Raw genomic sequence first — 17841 nt, 5'->3', positions numbered from 1 at the left:
TCATCGGGCGCGGGAAGCCGCGAACCCAGCTTGGGACCCCCGACGCTTTGCGCTGCCGCCACGAACAAAAAAGGCGCCCGAAGGCGCCTTTTGTGAAATCCTGCACGCCGTGCCCCGCAGGGCACAGGCATGCATGCACCACTCAGTGCGCCAGGATCTTGTTGAGGAAGTCCTTGGTGCGCGGCTGGCGGGCTTCGGGGTGGTTGAAGAAGTCGTCCTTGGAGCAGTCCTCCAGGATCTTGCCACCCACGTCCATGAAGATCACGCGGTTGCTCACCTTGCGGGCGAAGCCCATTTCGTGGGTCACACACATCATGGTCATGCCTTCGTTGGCCAGGCCCACCATCACGTCCAGCACTTCGCCGACCATTTCGGGGTCGAGCGCCGAAGTGGGTTCGTCGAACAGCATCACGATGGGGTCCATGCTCAGGGCACGGGCAATCGCCACACGCTGCTGCTGGCCGCCCGAGAGCTGGCCAGGGAACTTGTCCTTGTGCGCCATCAGGCCCACGCGCTCCAGCATCTTCAGGCCGCGCTTCTTGGCATCGTCGGGGCTGCGGCCCAGCACCTTGACCTGCGCAATAGTCAGGTTCTCCGTCACCGACAGGTGGGGAAACAGTTCGAAGTGCTGGAACACCATGCCGACGCGGCTGCGCAGCTTGGGCAGGTTGGTCTTGGGGTCGTGCAGCTTCACGCCATCGACCGTGATCTCGCCCTTCTGGAAGGGCTCGAGCGCGTTGATGGTCTTGATCAGCGTGGACTTGCCCGAGCCCGAAGGCCCGCACACCACCACCACTTCACCCTTGTTGATGACGGCCGAGCACTCGTTGAGCACCTGCACGGGGCCATACCACTTGGATACGTTCTTGAGTTCGATCATTTCTTGTTCCTCAATCCAATCTCTTTTGCATCAGCGAATGATCGCGATCTTCTGGTGCAGGCGTTTGACCATCCAGGACAGCGCATAGCACATCACAAAGTACAGAACCGCTGCGGCCAGGTAAGCCTCGATGGGGCGGCCAAAGTTCTTGCCGGCCACTTCAAAGCCCTTGAGCATGTCGTAGGCACCGATGGCGTAGACCAGCGACGTGTCCTGGAACAGGATGATGGTCTGCGTGAGCAGCACCGGCAGCATGTTGCGAAACGCCTGGGGCAGCACCACGAGCTTCATGTTCTGCCCGTACGTCATCCCGAGCGCCTGGCCGGCATGGACCTGTCCACGCGCGATGGACTGGATGCCGGCGCGCATGATCTCGCTGAAGTAGGCGGCCTCGAAGGCGATGAAGGTCACCACTGCAGACACTTCCGCGCCGATCGGCCGGCCAATGATGGCCGGTACCAGCAGGAAGAACCACAGGATCACCATCACCAGCGGGATGCTGCGCATGCCGTTGACGTAGATGGTCGCAGGCACGTCCAGCCACTTCTTGCCCGACAGGCGCATGAGCGCCAGCACGGTCCCGAAGAGTACGCCACCGATCGTGGCCACCACCGTGAGGAAAAGGCTGAAATACAGCCCCTTGAGCACGAAGTTGGAGATCAGGTCCCAGTTGTAGAAGGAAAAATCGAGATTCATTGCTCAGTGCCCCCCACCTGCGCCGCTGGGCACAACCACCCCGGGAATGCGCGCACGCTTCTCGATGAACGCCATGATGCGGTTGATGGCAAACGCCGAGATGACGTAGAGCGCCGTCACGGCCAGATAGACCTCGATGCCGCGCGAGGTTTCCTCCTGCGCCTGCATGGCAAACATCGTGAGCTCAGCCACCGACACGGCGAACGCGACGGAGGAGTTCTTGAAGATGTTCATCGTCTCGCTGGTCAGCGGCGGGATGATGATGCGAAACGCCATGGGCAGCAGCACGTAGCGGTAGGTCTGGAAGGTGGTGAAACCCACCGCCAGACCCGCATAGCGCTGGCCACGGGGCAAGGTATTGATACCCGAGCGCACCTGCTCGGCAATGCGCGCCGACGTGAAGAAGCCCAGCGCCAGCACCACCAGCGTGAAGCCGGGAACGCCCTTCATGACCGGAAAGAGGCTGGGCAGGACGTGGTACCACAGGAAAATCTGCACCAGCAGAGGAATATTGCGAAACAGCTCGACCCAGGCATTGCCCAGGCGCACGATCATCGGCCGGTCCTGCAAGGTACGCAGCGTGCCGATGACGGAGCCCAACACGAGAGCCAGCACCAGGGCCAGCAGCGAAACAGACACCGTCCAGCCCCAGGCCGACAGCATCCAGTCCAGGTAGGTGATGTCGCCGCCCTTGCCGAAGCAGCTTTGCACGACTTCCCTGTCCATGGTGTCCTGGCAGAACACCTGCCAATCCCAACTCATAGGATCACCCCTTTATTTTTTGGTATTGCATTGGGCGCAATCCTTTGCCCACCCAACAAAAAAGCCCCTTCAAACCGTCGTGGCCGAAGGGGCGCAAGCATCCCGAAGATTACTTCTTGGCGTAGTCTTCCATGGGCTTGTCGTTCGGGGTGGCCCAGGCAGCCTTGGTGGCGTCGGACATGGGCAGGCCGATCTTGGTGTTGGTTGGAGGCACAGGTTGCATGAACCACTTGTCGTACAGCTTGGTCAGCGAGCCGTCGGCGATCTGGCGCTTGATGCTGTCATCCACGGCCTTCTTGAAGGCCGGGTCGTCCTTGCGCAGCATGCAGGCGATAGGCTCCACCGACAGCACTTCGCCAACGATCTTGTAGTCGGCAGGTGCCTTGGACTTGGAGATGTTGGCGGCCAGGATCGAGCCGTCCATCACGAAGGCGTCGGCACGGCCGGTTTCCAGCATCAGGAAGCTGTCCGCATGGTCCTTGCCGAAGACTTCCTTGAAGTCGACGCCACCAGCGCGCTCATGCTTGCGCAGGGTCTGCACCGAGGTGGTGCCCGTGGTCGTGGCCACGGTCTTGCCGTTCAGGTCCTTGATGGAGGTGATGCCCGAGTTGGCCTTCACGACGGTGCGAACTTCTTCGACGTAAGTGGTCACGGCAAAGGCCACATCCTTCTGGCGTGCGGCATTGTTCGTGGTGGAGCCGCACTCCAGGTCCACCGTACCGTTGGTCACCAGGGGAATGCGGTTTTGCGAGGTCACGGGCTGGTACTTGGTTTCCAGCTTGGCCAGGCCCAGTTGCTTCTGGATGTCGGCCAGGATGATTTCACCCATTTCGGTGTGGAAACCCACGTACTTGCCATTGCCCAGAGTGTAGGAAAGACCCGATGACTCGCGCACACCCAGTGTCACGCTGCCCGATGCCTTGATTTTGGCCAGGGTGTCGGTGGCTTGGGCGAATGCGCTGCCTGCAGCCAGGGCGGTCACGGCAACCGCGAGCAAATGCTTCTTCATTGGGATCTCCTTGTGTGAAACGAAAAAAGGGGGGATTTTAGAGATTTACCCAACCGGAAGCACCGGCGGGCAAACAACCAAAAAAGGGAACCACGCGACCAGCGATATTAGTCAGAACGGGACCTGGTCGGTAGGGTATTTCCAGAAGTCCCGCAACAGATAACTGACCGGAAGGTTCAGCGTGGTGTTGTTCGGGGGAATCGGTTTGGCAAACCACTTCTCATATATGGGGTAGATCTCCCGGCTGGTAATGAGACGGCGCATCTCCTCGTCCACCAGCTTCTTGAATTCGGGGTCGTTCTTGGGCAGCATGATGGCCAGCGGCTCGGTGGTCATGAAACGGCCCACCACCTTCAAGGCGCTCGGGTTCGGCCGGCCAGCGGCCAGGCCGTACAGCAGCACGTCGTCCATCACGAAGGCATCGGCCTCGCCCTTCTCCACCATCTCCACGGCCTTGGCATGGTCGGGCGCTTCCAGGATGGTGATGCCCATCAGGCGTTCGCGGTTGGCCTGGTCGGCCGCCTTCAGCGGCGTGGTCCCCTTGGTGGACACCAGCTTCTTGCCATTGAGGTCTTCCACGCGGTCGATGGTGCTGGCGGATTTCACCAGCAGGCGCGCGCCGGTGATGAAATGCGGCACCGTGAAGGCCACCTTCTGGCGCCGCTCGGCATTGTTGGTGGTGGAGCCGCATTCCATGTCGGCCTTGCCCTGCTCGATCATGGCGATGCGGTTGGCTGGCGTAACCGCCAGGAACTCGACCTGCATGTCCTTCTTGCCGGTCTTCTTCCTCACCACGTCGGCCAGGCGCAGGCACAGGTCCATGGCGTAGCCCACCGGCTTGCCGGTCTTGGTGTCGATGTAAGAGAACGGCACCGACGACTCCCGGTGCGCAATCACCATCTTGCCGCCGCCACTGACGCGCTCGAGCACCCCCTGTGCAGACGCTGCGGATGCGCAGCACAAGGCAGCGATGCCCCAGGCCAATCCCCAATGCTGAACTTTCATGCGGTGTCTCGGTTAAGGAAGTGGAATCAGAACTGCAATCTTCGTGCCACCGTGGGGCCCTCAGTGGCAACCCTTGCTGCTCCTGATCCATCGATGGCGCCGACTGTACGTGTCGTTACCATGAAATTCCAATGCCGTTTGCGCGGACAACTATGCAAACTGTTTATATCCGTATTTACCCTAGGCATGAAAAACCCGGCCATTCACGCCGCCTGAGCCTGCAGATAAGTCCACAGGGCCTGGGCGGTGCCCTTGGGCGCTTCCTTGCCCGAGGGCTTTTCACGGTAGGCGCGCACGTCCATGGTCATCTGCAGGCCTTCGGTATCCGGCGGGGCAGCACTGACCAGCTTGCGCGTGCGCAGCTCTTTCTTGACCGCACTGTGGGGCAGGAAGGCCACACCATGCCCCTCCAGTGCCATGGCCTTGAGTCCTTCGGCCATGTCGGTCTCGTAGACCCGGTCCAGGTGGATCGCCGTGCCCGACTCCTTGAGGATCAGCTCCGTCACCCGCCCCAGGTAGGCACCGGGCGCATAGCCCAGGTAGGGCAGCGGCTGGCCCACCCGACCCGGTAGCCGGAACAGGGGCTGCCCGTCGGCGTCGGCCTTGGAGTACGGGGACAGCACCTCCTGGCCCAGGCTCACCATCTCGTAGCGGTCGGCATCGAGCTGGAAGGGCTGCGAGGGGTGGTGGTAGGCGATCAGCAGGTCACAGCCCCCTTCCACCAGGCGCATCACGGCGTCGTGCACGTTCAGGGCGATCAGCCGGCTCTTGAAGGGGCCGAACTTGTCGTGCAGGCTCGACACCCAGGCCGGAAAGAAGGTGAAGGCCAGCGTGTGCGGCACCGCGAACTCGATCATGTCCTTGCCCGCACTGGTGTGCGCGCGCAGCATGGCCCGGGTGTTCTGCAGCGCCTGCAGCATCTCCAGCGCCTGGTCGTACAGGGTCTTGCCGGCCGGCGTGAGGCGCGTGGGGTAGGAGCTGCGGTCCACCAGATCGGTGCCGGCCCAGGCCTCCAGGGCCTGGATGCGCCGCGAAAAGGCAGGCTGCGTCACATGCCGCAACTGGGCGGACCGGCTGAAGCTGCGGGTTTCTGCAAGACTGACGAAATCTTCAAGCCACTTGGTTTCCATCGCTGCATTATCGTTTCCAGCCCTGCGGCGTGCCGGCCGGTCATGGAAAGCCTGTACAAGGGTTTATCCATAGCGCACCATTGGTGTGCACACATAGCAACGCACCGCATAATAGGGAAAGCTGCGTCCAAAGCGCGCTCCCGCGTCACGGCCCCAGGTGCACAACACCGGCGGGCAGAGCGACCGGCCCTGTCCTGTTTGTTCTCCTGTACCGCCGCTCCCATGTCCTCCACCCCTCCCCAAGGGCCGGTGACCGACGCCTCCGTGCCTGTCGCCGCCCCTGCCTCCGAAGAACCCCGCTCCCTGCGCATCGAGGACTGGCTCACCGTCATCGTCATGGCAGCGCTCGCGCTGATCACCTTTGCCAACGTGCTGGTGCGCTACTTCACCAGTTCCTCCTTCGCCTGGACGGAAGAGATCTCCGTCTTCCTGATGATCGTGCTGGCCCTGGTGGCGGGCTCCGCCGCCGTGGCACGCGACCAGCACATCCGCATCGAATACTTTGCCGAAGGCGGCTCGGCCGCCCGCCGCAAGCGCCTGGCGCAGCTGGGCGCCGTGGCCGTGGCCCTGCTGTTCGGGCTGATCGCCGTGCTCAGCGTGCGCGTGGTCTGGGACGACTACCGCTTTGGCGAGACCTCGCCGGGCATTGGCGTTCCGCAGTGGTGGTACTCCATCTGGCTGCCCGTCATCTCGGCGCTGATCGCCGCGCGGGCCGTCGGCCTGTTGCTGCGCCGCAGCCGTGAAGCGCTGCGGCCCGAAGGCCCCGCCGAGGACGCCCAGCCATGATCGCCACGCTCCTGTTCGTGGCCTTTCTGGGCCTGATGTTCGTAGGCGTGCCGATCGGCGCCGCCTTGGGCTTGGCCGGGGCGGCTGCCATCGCCTTGGCCAATGCCGACAGCCAGTGGTTCGGCCTGCTGGCCGTGCCGCAGAACTTCTACGCCGGCCTGGGCAAGTACCCGCTGCTGGCGATTCCGATGTTCGTGCTGGTCGGCTCCATTTTCGACCGCTCGGGCGTGGCCCTGCGCCTGGTGAACTTCGCCGTGGCCGTCATCGGGCGTGGCCCGGGCATGCTGCCGCTGGTGGCGATTGCCGTGGCCATGTTCCTGGGGGGCATCTCGGGCTCGGGCCCGGCCAACGCCGCCGCCGTGGGCGGCGTGATGATCGCTGCCATGTCGCGCGCGGGCTACCCGCCTTCGTTCTCGGCCAGCGTGGTGGGGGCGGCCGCCGCCACCGACATCCTGATCCCACCGTCGGTGGCTTTCATCATCTACTCGATGCTGGTGCCCGGCGCTTCGGTGCCCGCGCTGTTCGCGGCCGGCATGATCCCCGGCATCCTGGCCGGCATCGCGCTGATCGTGCCCGCCGTGTGGATGGCGCGCAAGCACAAGATGGGTGCGCTCGAATCCACCATGCCCCGCCCGCCGTTCTGGAAGAGCCTGCGCGAAGCCCTGTGGGGCCTGGCCGCTCCGGTACTGATCCTGGGCGGCATGCGCGCCGGCTGGTTCACCCCGACCGAAGCCGCCGTGGTGGCGGTTTTCTATGGCCTCTTCGTGGGCATGGTGATCCACCGCACGATCAAGGTGCGCGACCTGTTCCCCATCCTGCGCGAATCGGGCGAGCTCTCGGCCGTGATCCTGCTCGTGGTATCGCTCGCGGGCATCTTTGCCTATTCGCTGTCGACCCTCGGGGTGATCGACCCGGTGGCCAAGGCCATCGTGAACTCGGGCCTGGGCGAATATGGAGTGCTGGCTTTGCTGATCGTGCTGCTCATCACCGTGGGCATGTTCCTTGACGGCATCTCCATCTTCCTGATCTTCGTGCCCCTGCTCCTGCCCATCATGCAGCACTACCAGTGGGACCCCGTCTGGTTCGGCGTGATCCTCACGCTCAAGGTGGCGCTGGGCCAGTTCACCCCGCCGCTGGCCGTGAACCTGATGGTCTCGTGCCGCATTGCCGGCGTGCGCATGGAATCGACCGTGCGCTGGGTCGGCTGGATGCTGTTCGCCATGTTCCTCGTGATGGTGCTGGTGATCGCCTTCCCGCAGTTGGCCCTGTGGCTGCCGGCGCGCCTGGGCTACTGACCCGTAGTAAACCCCGAGACCGATTTGCCTTCCACCCTACAAAATTGACCCAGGAGACTGACCCCATGAAACTGCGCACCTTTCTGACTTCCGCCGTGGCTGCCGCTGCCGCGCTGGCCTTCACCGCCCCGGCTGCCATCGCGCAGACCGCCTACAAGAGCGAGTACCGCATGTCGCTGGTGCTGGGCACCGCCTTCCCCTGGGGCAAGGGCGGCGAGCTGTGGGCCAACAAGGTGCGCGAGCGCACGCAGGGCCGCATCAACATCAAGCTGTACCCCGGCGTATCCCTGATCCAGGGCGACCAGACGCGCGAATTCTCGGCGCTGCGCCAGGGCGTGATCGACATGGCCGTAGGCTCCACCATCAACTGGTCGCCCCAGGTCAAGCAGCTGAACCTGTTCTCGCTGCCCTTCCTGATGCCCGACTACGCGGCCGTGGACGCACTCACCCAGGGCGAAGTCGGCAAGAGCATCTTCAGCACGCTGGACAAGGCCGGCGTGGTGCCCCTGGCTTGGGGCGAGAACGGCTACCGCGAGATCTCCAACTCCAAGAAGGCCATCAAGACCCCCGAGGATCTCAAGGGTCTGAAGATCCGCGTCGTGGGCTCGCCCCTGTTCCTCGATACCTTCACCGCGCTGGGCGCCAACCCCACGCAGATGAGCTGGGCCGACGCCCAGCCCGCCATGGCCAGCGGCGCCGTGGACGGACAGGAGAACCCCATTGCCGTGTACATGGCGGCCAAGCTGCACACCGTGGCGCAAAAGCACGTGACCATGTGGGGCTACATCAATGACCCGCTGATCTTCGTGGTGAACAAGGACATCTGGAATTCCTGGACCCCTGCCGACCGTGAAATCGTCAAGCAGGCTGCCATCGACGCCGGCAAGGAAGAGATCGCCATCGCCCGCAAGGGCATGGTCGAGGCCGACAAACCCCTGCTCAAGGACATCGCCGCCAATGGCGTGACCGTGACCCAGCTCTCTCCCGCCGAGCGCGAGGCCTTCGTGAAGGCCACGCGCCCCGTGTTCGAGAAGTGGAAGGGCCAGATCGGTGCCGACCTCGTGACCCAGGCCGAGAAGGCGATTGCCGCGCGCAAGCAATAAACGCATAAGCACATACCGGCAGCCGATAACGGCCGCCGGCACCATCCGAGGCGCTCCCTGTGACAGGGGAGCGCCTTTTTCGTGGACGGCCACCGGCTGGCCCGATGCTTGCGAGCGCTGCATGCAGCGGTGGGGGAAATGCGTGTCCAGCCAAAAAAAGCCCATCAACGGGCTCCGGCTTTGCCAACTTTATCGTGCGTACACATATGGCCCCCACAATGCCTTCAACTCTGACTCACCGTCTCCCATGCCGTTCCTTCTGAATGCTGGCCGCCCGGCTGCCACGGGCTCGCTGACGCTGGCCTCCTCCCCTGCCCGCCCCGCCCTTCCCATGTCCCGGCTGAACCCGGCCTGGGTGCGAACCTGCATGGCGGCCCTGTGCATCAGCGGCCTGGTGGCCTGCTCCGGCAAGGACCAGCCGGCCCAGGCCGGCGCGGGCAAGCCCGCCGGCGAGCCGGCGGTGGGCGTGGTCGTGCTGGCCCCCGAGAGCCAGACGCTGAGCACGGAGCTGCCGGGCCGCACGGCGGCGTTCCAGAACGCCGACATCCGCCCGCAGATCAACGGCATCATCCAGAAGCGGCTGTTCACCGAGGGCGCGCTCGTCAAGGCCGGCCAGCCGCTGTACCAGGTGGACCCGGCCACCTACGAAGCCGCCCAGGCCAGCGCCCAGGCGGCCCTGGCCAAGGCGCAGGCCACGGCGCGCACGGCCCAGGTCAACGCCAAGCGCAATGCGGAGCTGGTCGAGATCGACGCCATCAGCCGCCAGGTCTTCGACGAAAGCCAGGCCGCGGTGCAGCAGACGCAGGCCGACGTGGGCGTGGCGCAGGCCGCACTGGACGCGGCGCGCATTAACATGCGCTACACCCGCCTGCTGGCGCCCATCTCCGGGCGCATCGGGCTGTCGTCCGTGACGGCCGGCGCCCTGGTCACGGCGAACCAGGCCAATGCCCTGGCCACCATCCAGCAGCTCGACCCGATCCAGGTGGACATTACGCAGTCCAGCGCGGACCTGCTGCAGTTGCGCAGACAGTGGCAAGAGGGCAAGTTTACGCGCGTGGATTCCAACCAGGCCAAGGTAAAGCTCATTCTGGAAGACGGGTCCACCTACGAAAAGGAAGGCACCTTGCAGTTCACCGGCACCGCCGTGAACCCGACCTCGGGTGCGATCACCCTGCGGGCGACCTTCCCCAACCCCGATCACTTCCTGATGCCCGGCATGTACGTGCGCTCCCAGCTGGCCACCAGCGTCGCACCGCAAGCGCTGCTGCTGCCCCAGGAGGCCGTGATCCGCAATCCTGCCGGCGAGCCCAGCGTGCAGGTGGTGGGAGAGGACAACAAGCTCACCAAGCGCCCGGTGGAACTCGGTCAGGCCGTGGGCAACCGCTGGCTCGTGATCTCGGGCGTCAAGGCCGGGGAAAAAGTGATGGTGGACGGCTTCCAGAAAGCCCGCGTGGGCCAGACGGTCAAGCCCACGGTGGTCAAGCCACGCGACAAGGCCGCGCCCGCGGCGGCCACGGCCTCTTCGGCCGCAGCCAGTTCCTGAGGCGCGCTGCGCGCACCGACCCCACCCGACCGACCTGCGACCCCACCCCCACGCTGATCCATGGCCCAGTTCTTCATCAACCGCCCGGTCTTCGCCTGGGTGCTGTCCATCGTCATCATGCTGGCGGGGGCGATGTCCATCTTCACGCTGCCGCTGGAGCAGTACCCTGACATCGCGCCACCGCGCGTGACCATCAACACCACCTACACCGGTGCCTCGGCCGGCACGGTCGACAACTCGGTGACCCAGGTGATCGAGCAGCAGCTCAAGGGCATCGACAGCCTGCTGTACATGGGTTCAACCAGCGACTCCGCCGGCCGCTCGCGCACCACCCTGACCTTCGCCCCCGGTGCCAACATCGACGTGGCCCAGGTGCAGGTGCAGAACAAGCTGCAGGCGGCCATGAACCGGCTGCCTGAGGCCGTCAAGAGCCGCGGCGTGTTCGTGAACAAGGGCGGCCAGGACTTCCTGGTGACCTACGTGTTCACCTCGCCCGACCCCACCGTGACCCAGGTGGCCATTGGCGACTACATCTCCAGCAACGTGGTGGACGTGATCGCCCGCCTGGACGGCGTGGGCGACGTGACCGTGTTCGGCACCTCCTATGCCATGCGCATCTGGATCGACCCGGCGAAAATGGAGAAGTTCGCGCTGATGCCGTCGGACCTGATCACCGCGCTCAATGCCCAGAACGCCCAGGTCTCGGCCGGCCAGCTCGGCCAGCAGCCCGCACCGGCGGGGCAGATGCTCAACGCCACGATCACTGCACGCACCAAGCTGCAGACAGTGCCCGAATTCGAGGGCATCGTGCTCAAGTCCGGCACCGACGGCTCGGTGGTCACCATGGCCGACGTCGCCCGGGTGGCGCTGGAGGCGGACAACCTCACCGTGAAGTCGCGCCTGAACGGGCAACCGGGCGCCGGTATCGGCATCGTGCTGGCCGACGGCGCCAACGCCATGGACGTGGCCGACGCCGTGGCGCGCAAGATGAAGGAACTCGAACCCTTCTTCCCGGACGGCATCAACGGCGTGGTCAGCTCGGACTCCACCCCCTTCGTGCGTGCCTCCATCGAGGAAGTGGTCAAGACGCTTGCCGAGGCCATGCTGCTGGTGGTGATCGTGATGTTCATCTTCCTGCAGAACTTCCGCGCCACGATGATCCCGGCGATTGCCGTGCCCGTGGTGCTGCTGGGCACCTTCGGCGTGCTCTCGGCGCTGGGCTACTCGATCAACATGCTGACCATGTTCGCCATGGTGCTGGCCATCGGCCTGCTGGTGGACGATGCCATCGTGGTGGTGGAGAACGTGGAGCGCGTGATGAGCGAGGAGGGCCTGTCGCCCAAGGAGGCCACGCGCAAGTCGATGAAGGAGATCACGCCCGCGCTGGTGGGCATCGGCCTCACGCTGTCGGCCGTGTTCATCCCCATGGCCTTCTTCACGGGCTCCACCGGGGTTATCTACCGCCAGTTCTCCATCACCATCGTCTCGGCCATGGCGCTGTCGGTGTTCGTGGCGCTGACGCTGACGCCGGCGCTGTGCGCCACCCTGCTCAAGCCCATCGAGAAGGGTCACCATGCAGCGCACGACGGCCCGCCACGGCGCGGCCTGCTGGGCCTGAGCGACCGCTTCTTCGCCTGGTTCAACCGCACGTTCGACAGCACGGCCAACCGCTACCAGCGCGTCGTGGGCGGCCTGCTCAAGCGCAGCCTGCGCATGGTCGTGATCTACCTGGCGATCCTGGTGGGCGTGGGGCTGCTGTTCAAGGTACTGCCCACCTCCTTCCTGCCCAATGAGGACCAGGGTTTCGTGACGGCCTCGATCACCTTGCCCTCTGGCGCCACCGACGAGCGCCTGGGTGTGGTGCTCGATGAAATCAAGGACTACTTTCTGGCCAAGCCCGAAGTGCTGCGTGTGAATTCGATTGCCGGCAACAACGGCAACCAGAACTCCGGCAACATGTTCATCCGGCTCAAGCCCTGGGCGGAACGCCCGCTGCGCAGCCAGTCGGCGGAGGTCATCGCCAGCCAGGCCACCAAGGACCTCGCCAAGATCCGCGACGCACGCATCTTCGTCTCGCTGCCGCCGGCCGTGCGTGGCCTGGGGTCGAGCGCGGGCATCAACTTCATGATCAAGGACCTCAATGGCCTGGGGCAGGATGCTCTCGTCGCCGCCAAGGACCAGTTGATCGAACTGACCCGCCAGAACCCGATCCTCACCAATGTGCGGACCACCAATTTCGACAACACCTCGGAGCTCAAGGTCACCATCGATGACCGCAAGGCCGCGGCCCAGGGGTTGACCACGGCGGACATCAACGGCGTGCTCTCCAGCGCCATGGGCGGCACCTATGTGAACGACTTCGTGCACCAGGGCCGCGTCAAGCGCGTGTACGTGCAGGGCGATGCGCCCTACCGCATGCTGCCGCAGGACATCGGCCACTGGAGCGTGCGCAACCGCAATGGCGAAATGGTGCCTTTCTCGACCTTTGCCAGCACCTCGTGGACCAACGGCCCGCCCCAGCTCATGCGCTACAACGGCAGCCCCGCCCTGGAATTGCAGGCCGAAACCGCGCCAGGCGCCAGCTCGGGCGACGCCATGGTGGCCATCGAGGAGATCATGAAGAAGCTGCCGCCCGGCATCGGCATGGAGTGGACGGGCGCATCGCTGCAGGAGCGCCGCTCAGGCTCGCAAGCGCCGCTGCTCTACGCCGTCTCCATCCTCTTCGTGTTCCTGTGCCTGGCGGCCCTGTACGAAAGCTGGAGCGTGCCGTTCTCGGTGATGCTGGCCGTGCCGCTGGGCGTGATCGGGGCCCTGCTGGCCACCTACACGCGCGGCATGACCAACGACGTGTACTTCCAGGTGGGGCTGCTCACCACCGTGGGGCTGGCCTCCAAGAACGCCATCCTGATCGTCGAATTTGCGGTGCAATTGCAAACCCAGGGCAAGAACCTGTATGACGCCACGGTGGAAGCCGTGCGCATGCGCCTGCGCCCCATCCTCATGACCTCGCTGGCCTTCGGCTTCGGCGTGCTGCCCCTGGCCATCGGAACGGGTGCCGGCGCGGGCGGCCGCCAGGCCATCGGCACCGGCGTGCTCGGCGGCATGGTCGCCTCCACCGTCCTGGGGCTGTTCTTCGTGCCTGTGTTCTTCCTGCTGGTGCGCTCGTGGTTCGCCTCGCGCAAGCCCACCCCACCCCACCTGCCAGCCGAGGTGAAGGAGGTGCAGGCATGACATTGCGTACCGCCCTTGCATTCCCCCCTGTTGTGTCCTCCGGCATGTCCAAAGCCCTGCTTACCCCGCTGTGCGCCCTGCTGCTGGCCGGTTGCACCAACCTGGCGCCCCGCTATGACCGCCCCGCAGCCCCGGTTCCCGAGGCCCTGGATAACGCCGCCACGGTCGCGGACGCCAGCGCGGCCACCTATGCCCCGCTCGGCTGGGATGCCGTGGTGCAGTCCGGCCAGTTGCGCGACGTCATCACCCTGGCGCTGCAGAACAACCGCGACCTGCGCTCCGCAGCCCTGGCCATCGAGCGCGCCCAGGCACAGTACGGCGTGAGCCGCGCCGACCGCCTGCCCAGCGTGGGCGGCACGGCCCAGGGCAACCGCAGCCGCACCGCCGCCGACCTGACCACGGCCGGTCGCTCGCAGATCGGCGAGCAGTACAGCGCACAGCTGGGCATCACCAGCTACGAGCTCGACTTCTTCGGCCGCGTGCGCAACCTCAACGAGGCCGCCCTGCAGGAGTTGCTGCGCGTCACCGACAGCCAGCGCAGCGTGCAGCTGAGCCTGGTGGCCGAGGTCACCAGCGCCTGGCTCAACCTTGCCGCCGACCAGGCGCGCCTGGAACTGGCCAAGGAAACCCTGCGCTCGCGCGAAGCCTCCTACTCCCTGACCGAGCGCACGCACCGCCTGGGGGGCACCTCGGGCCTGGTGCTGGCGCAGAACCAGACCACGGTGGACAGCGCGCGCGCCGACGTCGCCGCCTTCACCAGCCAGGTGGCGCGCGACCGCAATGCGCTGCAGTTGCTGGTGGGTTCGCCCGTTCCGGCCACCCTGCTGCCCGCGGTACAACCCGCGCCCGCTGTGCCGACAGCCGCCAAGGTGCCCGACGAACGGCGCAGCGAGCGCGTCACACAGGCGGCCGCACCGGTGCCCATGCTGCGCGAAAGCGCCCTGCAACTGCTGGCCGTGCCCGCGCAGATTCCCTCGAGTGTGCTGCTGTCGCGCCCCGACGTGATGGCCGCCGAGCGCAGCCTGCAGGCCAGCTACGCCAACATCGGCGCCGCGCGTGCGGCTTTCTTCCCCAGCATCTCGCTCACGGCCAGCGTGGGCACGGCGAGCACGGAGCTCTCGGGCCTGTTCGGCAGTGGCAACCTGCTGTGGAGCTTCGTGCCGCAGATCCGGCTGCCGATCTTCGACGGCGGCCGCAACCAGGCCAACCTGGACGTCGCCCAGGCCAACCAGCGCATCGCCCTCACGCAGTACGAGAAGGTCATCCAGACCGCCTTCCGCGAAGCCGCCGATGCCCTGGCCGAGCGCGCCACCCTGACGGACCGCATCACCGCGCAGACCTCGCTGCTGGCCGCGACGGAGCGCGTCTACGCCCTGTCCGAAGCCCGCTTCAAGGCCGGGGCCGACAACTACCTCACGGTGCTCGACGCGCAGCGCTCGCTGTACGCGGCGCAGCAGACCCTGCTGAGCCTGCAGTTGGCCGAGCAGACCAACCGCATCACCTTGTACAAGGTGCTCGGCGGGGGCTGAGCCCCCTCCTACAGCGCGCGTTCAGACAGGCGAAACCGGCGACTCGCCCGCGAGGTGCCGGCGCGCATTCTCGACGAAGCGGTCCACAGAGGCCTGCACCGCCTCGGGCGACCAGCCGCCCACGTGGGGTGTGAGCACCACGGTGTCCAGATCCAGCAATTCGGCCGGTGGCGCAGGCTCGCTCTCGTACACGTCCAGGCCCGCACCTGCCAGGCGCCCCTCGCGCAGCGCCAGGGCCAGCGCTGCGGTGTCGATCACGCTACCGCGTGCGATGTTGACCACATAGCCGCGCGGCCCCAGGGCATCTAGCACCGGGGCGTTGACTAGGTGCTGTGTGCCCGGGCCGCCGGGCGTGGCCACGACCAGGAAATCAGCCCACTCGGCCAGCGATTTCACGTCGCCGAAGTAGCGGTAGGGCACGTCCGTGCGCTCGCTGCGATTGTGGTAGCCCACTTGCAGGTCGAAGCCCAGCGCACGCTGGGCGATCTTCTTGCCGATGGTGCCCAGGCCGATGATGCCGAAGCGCTTGTGTGACACATTGGGCGGCAGCGGCAATGCCGTGCGCCACACACCGGCACGCGTGGCGGTATCCAGCTTGGGGATGCCACGCACGGCCGCGATGAGCAGGCCAAAGGCATGGTCGGCCACGCAGTCGTCGTTGGTGCCGGCGCCATTGGCCACCACGATGCCGCGCGCCTTGGCATGCGCCACGGCGATGTTCTCGTAGCCCGCACCCAGGGCGCAGATCAGCGTGAGGGCCGGCAGCGCATCGATCTGCGCGGGCGTGATGCCGATGGAGCCGATGGTGAGCACCACCCGCACGCGGCTACCATGCTCGGCGATGGCAGCCTGGTGCTGGGGCGCATCCGGCACGTAGACCAGATCGAAGGTTTCCGACAATTGGGCGCAGTGTTCTTCCGAGAGAAACGGCAGGGCAAGCAGGACAGGTTTCATGGGCAGCGTTCTGCAGAAATGGGGAAGAGAAGAATTTTCCAGTTGCGGCCAACGGGCCGCACATGGAGCGCATCGATAGCGTGCGCACCGTCTGCGGCTCAACTGCGCTCCGGCACACCGCAGTGACTGGCATGGGGTGATTCTGTCAAAGGTTCAGCATCAGGCTCCAGCAGGCCAGGAATGCTCAACCCCGACGCGAGGCTATTGGCTATTTGCGCGGCACAGATCCGCGCTTAGACGCCTCAGGCAAGTGCCGATGCAACGCCGCGGAGCCGTTCATGGATATGTGCAAGGTGTGCCGCATATCGATGGCCCACCTCTTTCGCGCTGAACACATCCCACCCAGTATCGGGGGTCTTGTGCGGGCGGCCACGGCCCCGCCCCGGTGGACATTGCTGTACAAACGCCTGCATGCACGATGCCGCATGGGCCAGGTCTGCATTTGCCCATACCTGCCCATCCCCAAACGGGTACTGCCCTGGCTTCACCGTCACCAGCCGGTGCCTGACCAGATCCACCATGCCCTCGAACTCAGGCAGGCTGCAGAAATCCACATTGCCGCTGTAGCCGGTGGTGATCACATGCAGCCCCAGTTGCAAGGCCTCGGCAATGCCCCGGCCAAAGCCTTCCGCCCGGTGCAGCGACACGAACACATCGCATGCGCGGTACAACGCCAGCAGCTCTGGTCTCGGCAACGTCTGTTCGATGATGTGCAGCCGCTCATCCTGGGTGGCCAGCTGTTTCAACCGCTCCCACGCCGGGTGCCTGCGCTTCGGCGGGTGCACCTTGATCACCAGACCTACCTGATCGCGCGACCACTCCTGCGCTGGGAACGCGCGCAGAAATGCATCCACTGCCGCCTGCGGGTTCTTGCGGTGGATAGATGAATTCAGGTCGAACGTGAACACCATCAACCGCGCCTGCGGCGGCAAACCCCAGCGCTTGCGCACCTGCGCGCAGCTGCCGCCTGCCACGGACCCCAGCTCCACCGCCATCGGCATCACATGCACCGGCACGGGCGTGGGCACTGCTTGGCACGCTGGCGCCACCGCATCGCGCGTGTGCCGGGTCGACACCCACACCTCGTCCACCAGTTGCACCAGCTGCGCCCACGGCGCTGGCCACTCGCCCAGTTCCCAAGGCCAGTAGCCAATGTTGTAGCGCCCCTCCAGTTGGGCCATGCCCCGCTCGGCAAAGAAGCGCCCATGCTCACCCGCCGTCAGGCAGAACACATTCACCGCATAGGGCCCCACACCATCCACCACATGCGCCGCCATGCTGTGGTCGTTTTGTGGAATATCCTTGCCTGGCGCAAAGTCCACCATGCACATCGGCACCCCGTCAGCCAGCAGGGCACGTGCGGCCATGCGCACATCTTCACCAATGCCCAACTGACCGTGCGCGTAACCGATCAGGTTGACGCCCCATGGGCGCTGCTGCACCGCCGGCACCGGCTCTGCCATCAGGTCATTCACCGCATGCTGGTGCAATGCTGTCTGCCAAGGGCCCTCTGTGCCCAGTGCCCTTCGCTTCTGGGCTTTGGTCAGGAACGGCCAAAGGCCATGCTCGCCTACGGCATGCGCCCAGAACCAGGCCTCGAAGGCATCCGAGTCACGCGGCAGGTCAAAAGCCTCCTGCACATCGGGGCGCGCTAGCAGGATGCAAGATTGCAGCCCCCATGGCGCACAGCCGTCACCATCCGGGAGCTCCGGCAGGCCCCACAGCGCTTGCAGGCTTGCGTCGAGCCCGGCCTGAAAAGGCCCGTATTCCGCCAGCGCGCGATACTCCTTCAACCCTGCGGTCAAGAGCCATGCCATGTACTGCCGGCGCCGCAACGGTGCGCCAAAGTCTTTTGTCACGGCCAGATCCTGGCGCAGCGTGAGGATCAATGCCGCCAGATCAATGGCCATGGGCAACC

At 65.4% G+C, this 17841-nt stretch carries 14 protein-coding genes; 6 read left to right on the top strand and 8 right to left on the bottom strand.

Translation table 11 applies throughout. From position 1 onward, the window contains the following. Nucleotides 1-142 precede the first annotated feature (142 nt). From ACSQ3Y_RS06095 to ACSQ3Y_RS06070, 6 genes are all read right to left on the bottom strand, one after another. Nucleotides 143-880, bottom strand: coding sequence for an amino acid ABC transporter ATP-binding protein (locus ACSQ3Y_RS06095; protein WP_428002538.1), 738 nt, complete (start codon nt 878-880; stop codon nt 143-145). Between the two features lie 30 nt (nt 881-910). Continuing rightward, the gene (locus ACSQ3Y_RS06090) at nt 911-1576 is read right to left on the bottom strand and encodes an amino acid ABC transporter permease (protein WP_057200105.1); all 666 of its coding nucleotides are present in this window, start codon (nt 1574-1576) and stop codon (nt 911-913) included. Nucleotides 1577-1579: 3 nt separating this feature from the next. Then, nucleotides 1580-2338, bottom strand: coding sequence for an amino acid ABC transporter permease (locus tag ACSQ3Y_RS06085; RefSeq protein ID WP_436176744.1), 759 nt, complete (start codon nt 2336-2338; stop codon nt 1580-1582). Nucleotides 2339-2447: 109 nt separating this feature from the next. After that, the gene (locus ACSQ3Y_RS06080; protein WP_305741771.1) at nt 2448-3347 is read right to left on the bottom strand and encodes an amino acid ABC transporter substrate-binding protein; all 900 of its coding nucleotides are present in this window, start codon (nt 3345-3347) and stop codon (nt 2448-2450) included. Nucleotides 3348-3458: 111 nt separating this feature from the next. Further along, nucleotides 3459-4352 carry an amino acid ABC transporter substrate-binding protein gene (locus ACSQ3Y_RS06075; protein ID WP_436176743.1) on the bottom strand — a complete coding sequence of 298 codons (894 nt, stop codon included), beginning with the start codon at nt 4350-4352 and terminating at the stop codon, nt 3459-3461. Nucleotides 4353-4555: 203 nt separating this feature from the next. Then, on the bottom strand, nt 4556-5482 hold the full coding sequence (locus tag ACSQ3Y_RS06070) for a LysR family transcriptional regulator (RefSeq protein WP_057200101.1): 927 nt from the start codon (nt 5480-5482) through the stop codon (nt 4556-4558). Between the two features lie 222 nt (nt 5483-5704). Here ACSQ3Y_RS06070 and ACSQ3Y_RS06065 point away from each other — a divergent pair, with 222 nt between their 5' ends. From ACSQ3Y_RS06065 to ACSQ3Y_RS06040, 6 genes are all read left to right on the top strand, one after another. Beyond that, the gene (locus tag ACSQ3Y_RS06065) at nt 5705-6268 is read left to right on the top strand and encodes a TRAP transporter small permease (RefSeq protein WP_436176742.1); all 564 of its coding nucleotides are present in this window, start codon (nt 5705-5707) and stop codon (nt 6266-6268) included. Continuing rightward, a complete protein-coding gene (locus tag ACSQ3Y_RS06060; RefSeq protein ID WP_436176741.1) occupies nt 6265-7563 on the top strand; it encodes a TRAP transporter large permease in 1299 nt (432 codons plus the stop codon). Before ACSQ3Y_RS06065 ends, ACSQ3Y_RS06060 begins: the two co-directional genes overlap by 4 nt. A gap of 65 nt (nt 7564-7628) precedes the next feature. After that, entirely contained in the window at nt 7629-8666 is a 1038-nt protein-coding gene (locus tag ACSQ3Y_RS06055; RefSeq protein ID WP_436176740.1) for a DctP family TRAP transporter solute-binding subunit, read from the top strand. A 247-nt stretch (nt 8667-8913) separates the two neighbouring features. After that, a complete protein-coding gene (locus tag ACSQ3Y_RS06050) occupies nt 8914-10209 on the top strand; it encodes an efflux RND transporter periplasmic adaptor subunit (protein WP_436176739.1) in 1296 nt (431 codons plus the stop codon). Nucleotides 10210-10269: 60 nt separating this feature from the next. Further along, the gene (locus ACSQ3Y_RS06045) at nt 10270-13440 is read left to right on the top strand and encodes an efflux RND transporter permease subunit (protein ID WP_436176738.1); all 3171 of its coding nucleotides are present in this window, start codon (nt 10270-10272) and stop codon (nt 13438-13440) included. 44 nt (nt 13441-13484) lie between these two features. Next, entirely contained in the window at nt 13485-14969 is a 1485-nt protein-coding gene (locus ACSQ3Y_RS06040) for a TolC family protein (RefSeq protein WP_436180093.1), read from the top strand. Nucleotides 14970-14990: 21 nt separating this feature from the next. On the opposite strand, the gene ACSQ3Y_RS06035 is transcribed toward ACSQ3Y_RS06040, so the two are convergent. Further along, nucleotides 14991-15923 carry a 2-hydroxyacid dehydrogenase gene (locus ACSQ3Y_RS06035; RefSeq protein ID WP_436176737.1) on the bottom strand — a complete coding sequence of 311 codons (933 nt, stop codon included), beginning with the start codon at nt 15921-15923 and terminating at the stop codon, nt 14991-14993. Between the two features lie 242 nt (nt 15924-16165). After that, nucleotides 16166-17833: a glycosyltransferase gene (locus ACSQ3Y_RS06030; protein ID WP_436176736.1), complete on the bottom strand. Its 1668-nt coding sequence runs from the start codon at nt 17831-17833 to the stop codon at nt 16166-16168. Nucleotides 17834-17841: the final 8 nt, after the last annotated feature.

Source organism: Acidovorax sp. LjRoot66 (assembly GCF_964253305.1).
Classification (GTDB): domain Bacteria; phylum Pseudomonadota; class Gammaproteobacteria; order Burkholderiales; family Burkholderiaceae_C; genus Acidovorax.
The sequence above is the reverse complement of the archived record's forward strand: the minus strand, read 5'-3'. Positions and strand labels throughout refer to the sequence as shown.

What these genes read in the sequence shown, in the direction of transcription:
- ACSQ3Y_RS06095 (WP_428002538.1), bottom strand. Translation starts at nt 880, where the DNA reads ATGATCGAACTCAAGAACGTATCCAAGTGGTATGGCCCCGTGCAGGTG.
- ACSQ3Y_RS06090 (WP_057200105.1), bottom strand. Translation starts at nt 1,576, where the DNA reads ATGAATCTCGATTTTTCCTTCTACAACTGGGACCTGATCTCCAACTTC.
- ACSQ3Y_RS06085 (WP_436176744.1), bottom strand. Translation starts at nt 2,338, where the DNA reads ATGAGTTGGGATTGGCAGGTGTTCTGCCAGGACACCATGGACAGGGAA.
- ACSQ3Y_RS06080 (WP_305741771.1), bottom strand. Translation starts at nt 3,347, where the DNA reads ATGAAGAAGCATTTGCTCGCGGTTGCCGTGACCGCCCTGGCTGCAGGC.
- ACSQ3Y_RS06075 (WP_436176743.1), bottom strand. Translation starts at nt 4,352, where the DNA reads ATGAAAGTTCAGCATTGGGGATTGGCCTGGGGCATCGCTGCCTTGTGC.
- ACSQ3Y_RS06070 (WP_057200101.1), bottom strand. Translation starts at nt 5,482, where the DNA reads ATGGAAACCAAGTGGCTTGAAGATTTCGTCAGTCTTGCAGAAACCCGC.
- ACSQ3Y_RS06065 (WP_436176742.1), top strand. Translation starts at nt 5,705, where the DNA reads ATGTCCTCCACCCCTCCCCAAGGGCCGGTGACCGACGCCTCCGTGCCT.
- ACSQ3Y_RS06060 (WP_436176741.1), top strand. Translation starts at nt 6,265, where the DNA reads ATGATCGCCACGCTCCTGTTCGTGGCCTTTCTGGGCCTGATGTTCGTA.
- ACSQ3Y_RS06055 (WP_436176740.1), top strand. Translation starts at nt 7,629, where the DNA reads ATGAAACTGCGCACCTTTCTGACTTCCGCCGTGGCTGCCGCTGCCGCG.
- ACSQ3Y_RS06050 (WP_436176739.1), top strand. Translation starts at nt 8,914, where the DNA reads ATGCCGTTCCTTCTGAATGCTGGCCGCCCGGCTGCCACGGGCTCGCTG.
- ACSQ3Y_RS06045 (WP_436176738.1), top strand. Translation starts at nt 10,270, where the DNA reads ATGGCCCAGTTCTTCATCAACCGCCCGGTCTTCGCCTGGGTGCTGTCC.
- ACSQ3Y_RS06040 (WP_436180093.1), top strand. Translation starts at nt 13,485, where the DNA reads ATGTCCAAAGCCCTGCTTACCCCGCTGTGCGCCCTGCTGCTGGCCGGT.
- ACSQ3Y_RS06035 (WP_436176737.1), bottom strand. Translation starts at nt 15,923, where the DNA reads ATGAAACCTGTCCTGCTTGCCCTGCCGTTTCTCTCGGAAGAACACTGC.
- ACSQ3Y_RS06030 (WP_436176736.1), bottom strand. Translation starts at nt 17,833, where the DNA reads ATGGCCATTGATCTGGCGGCATTGATCCTCACGCTGCGCCAGGATCTG.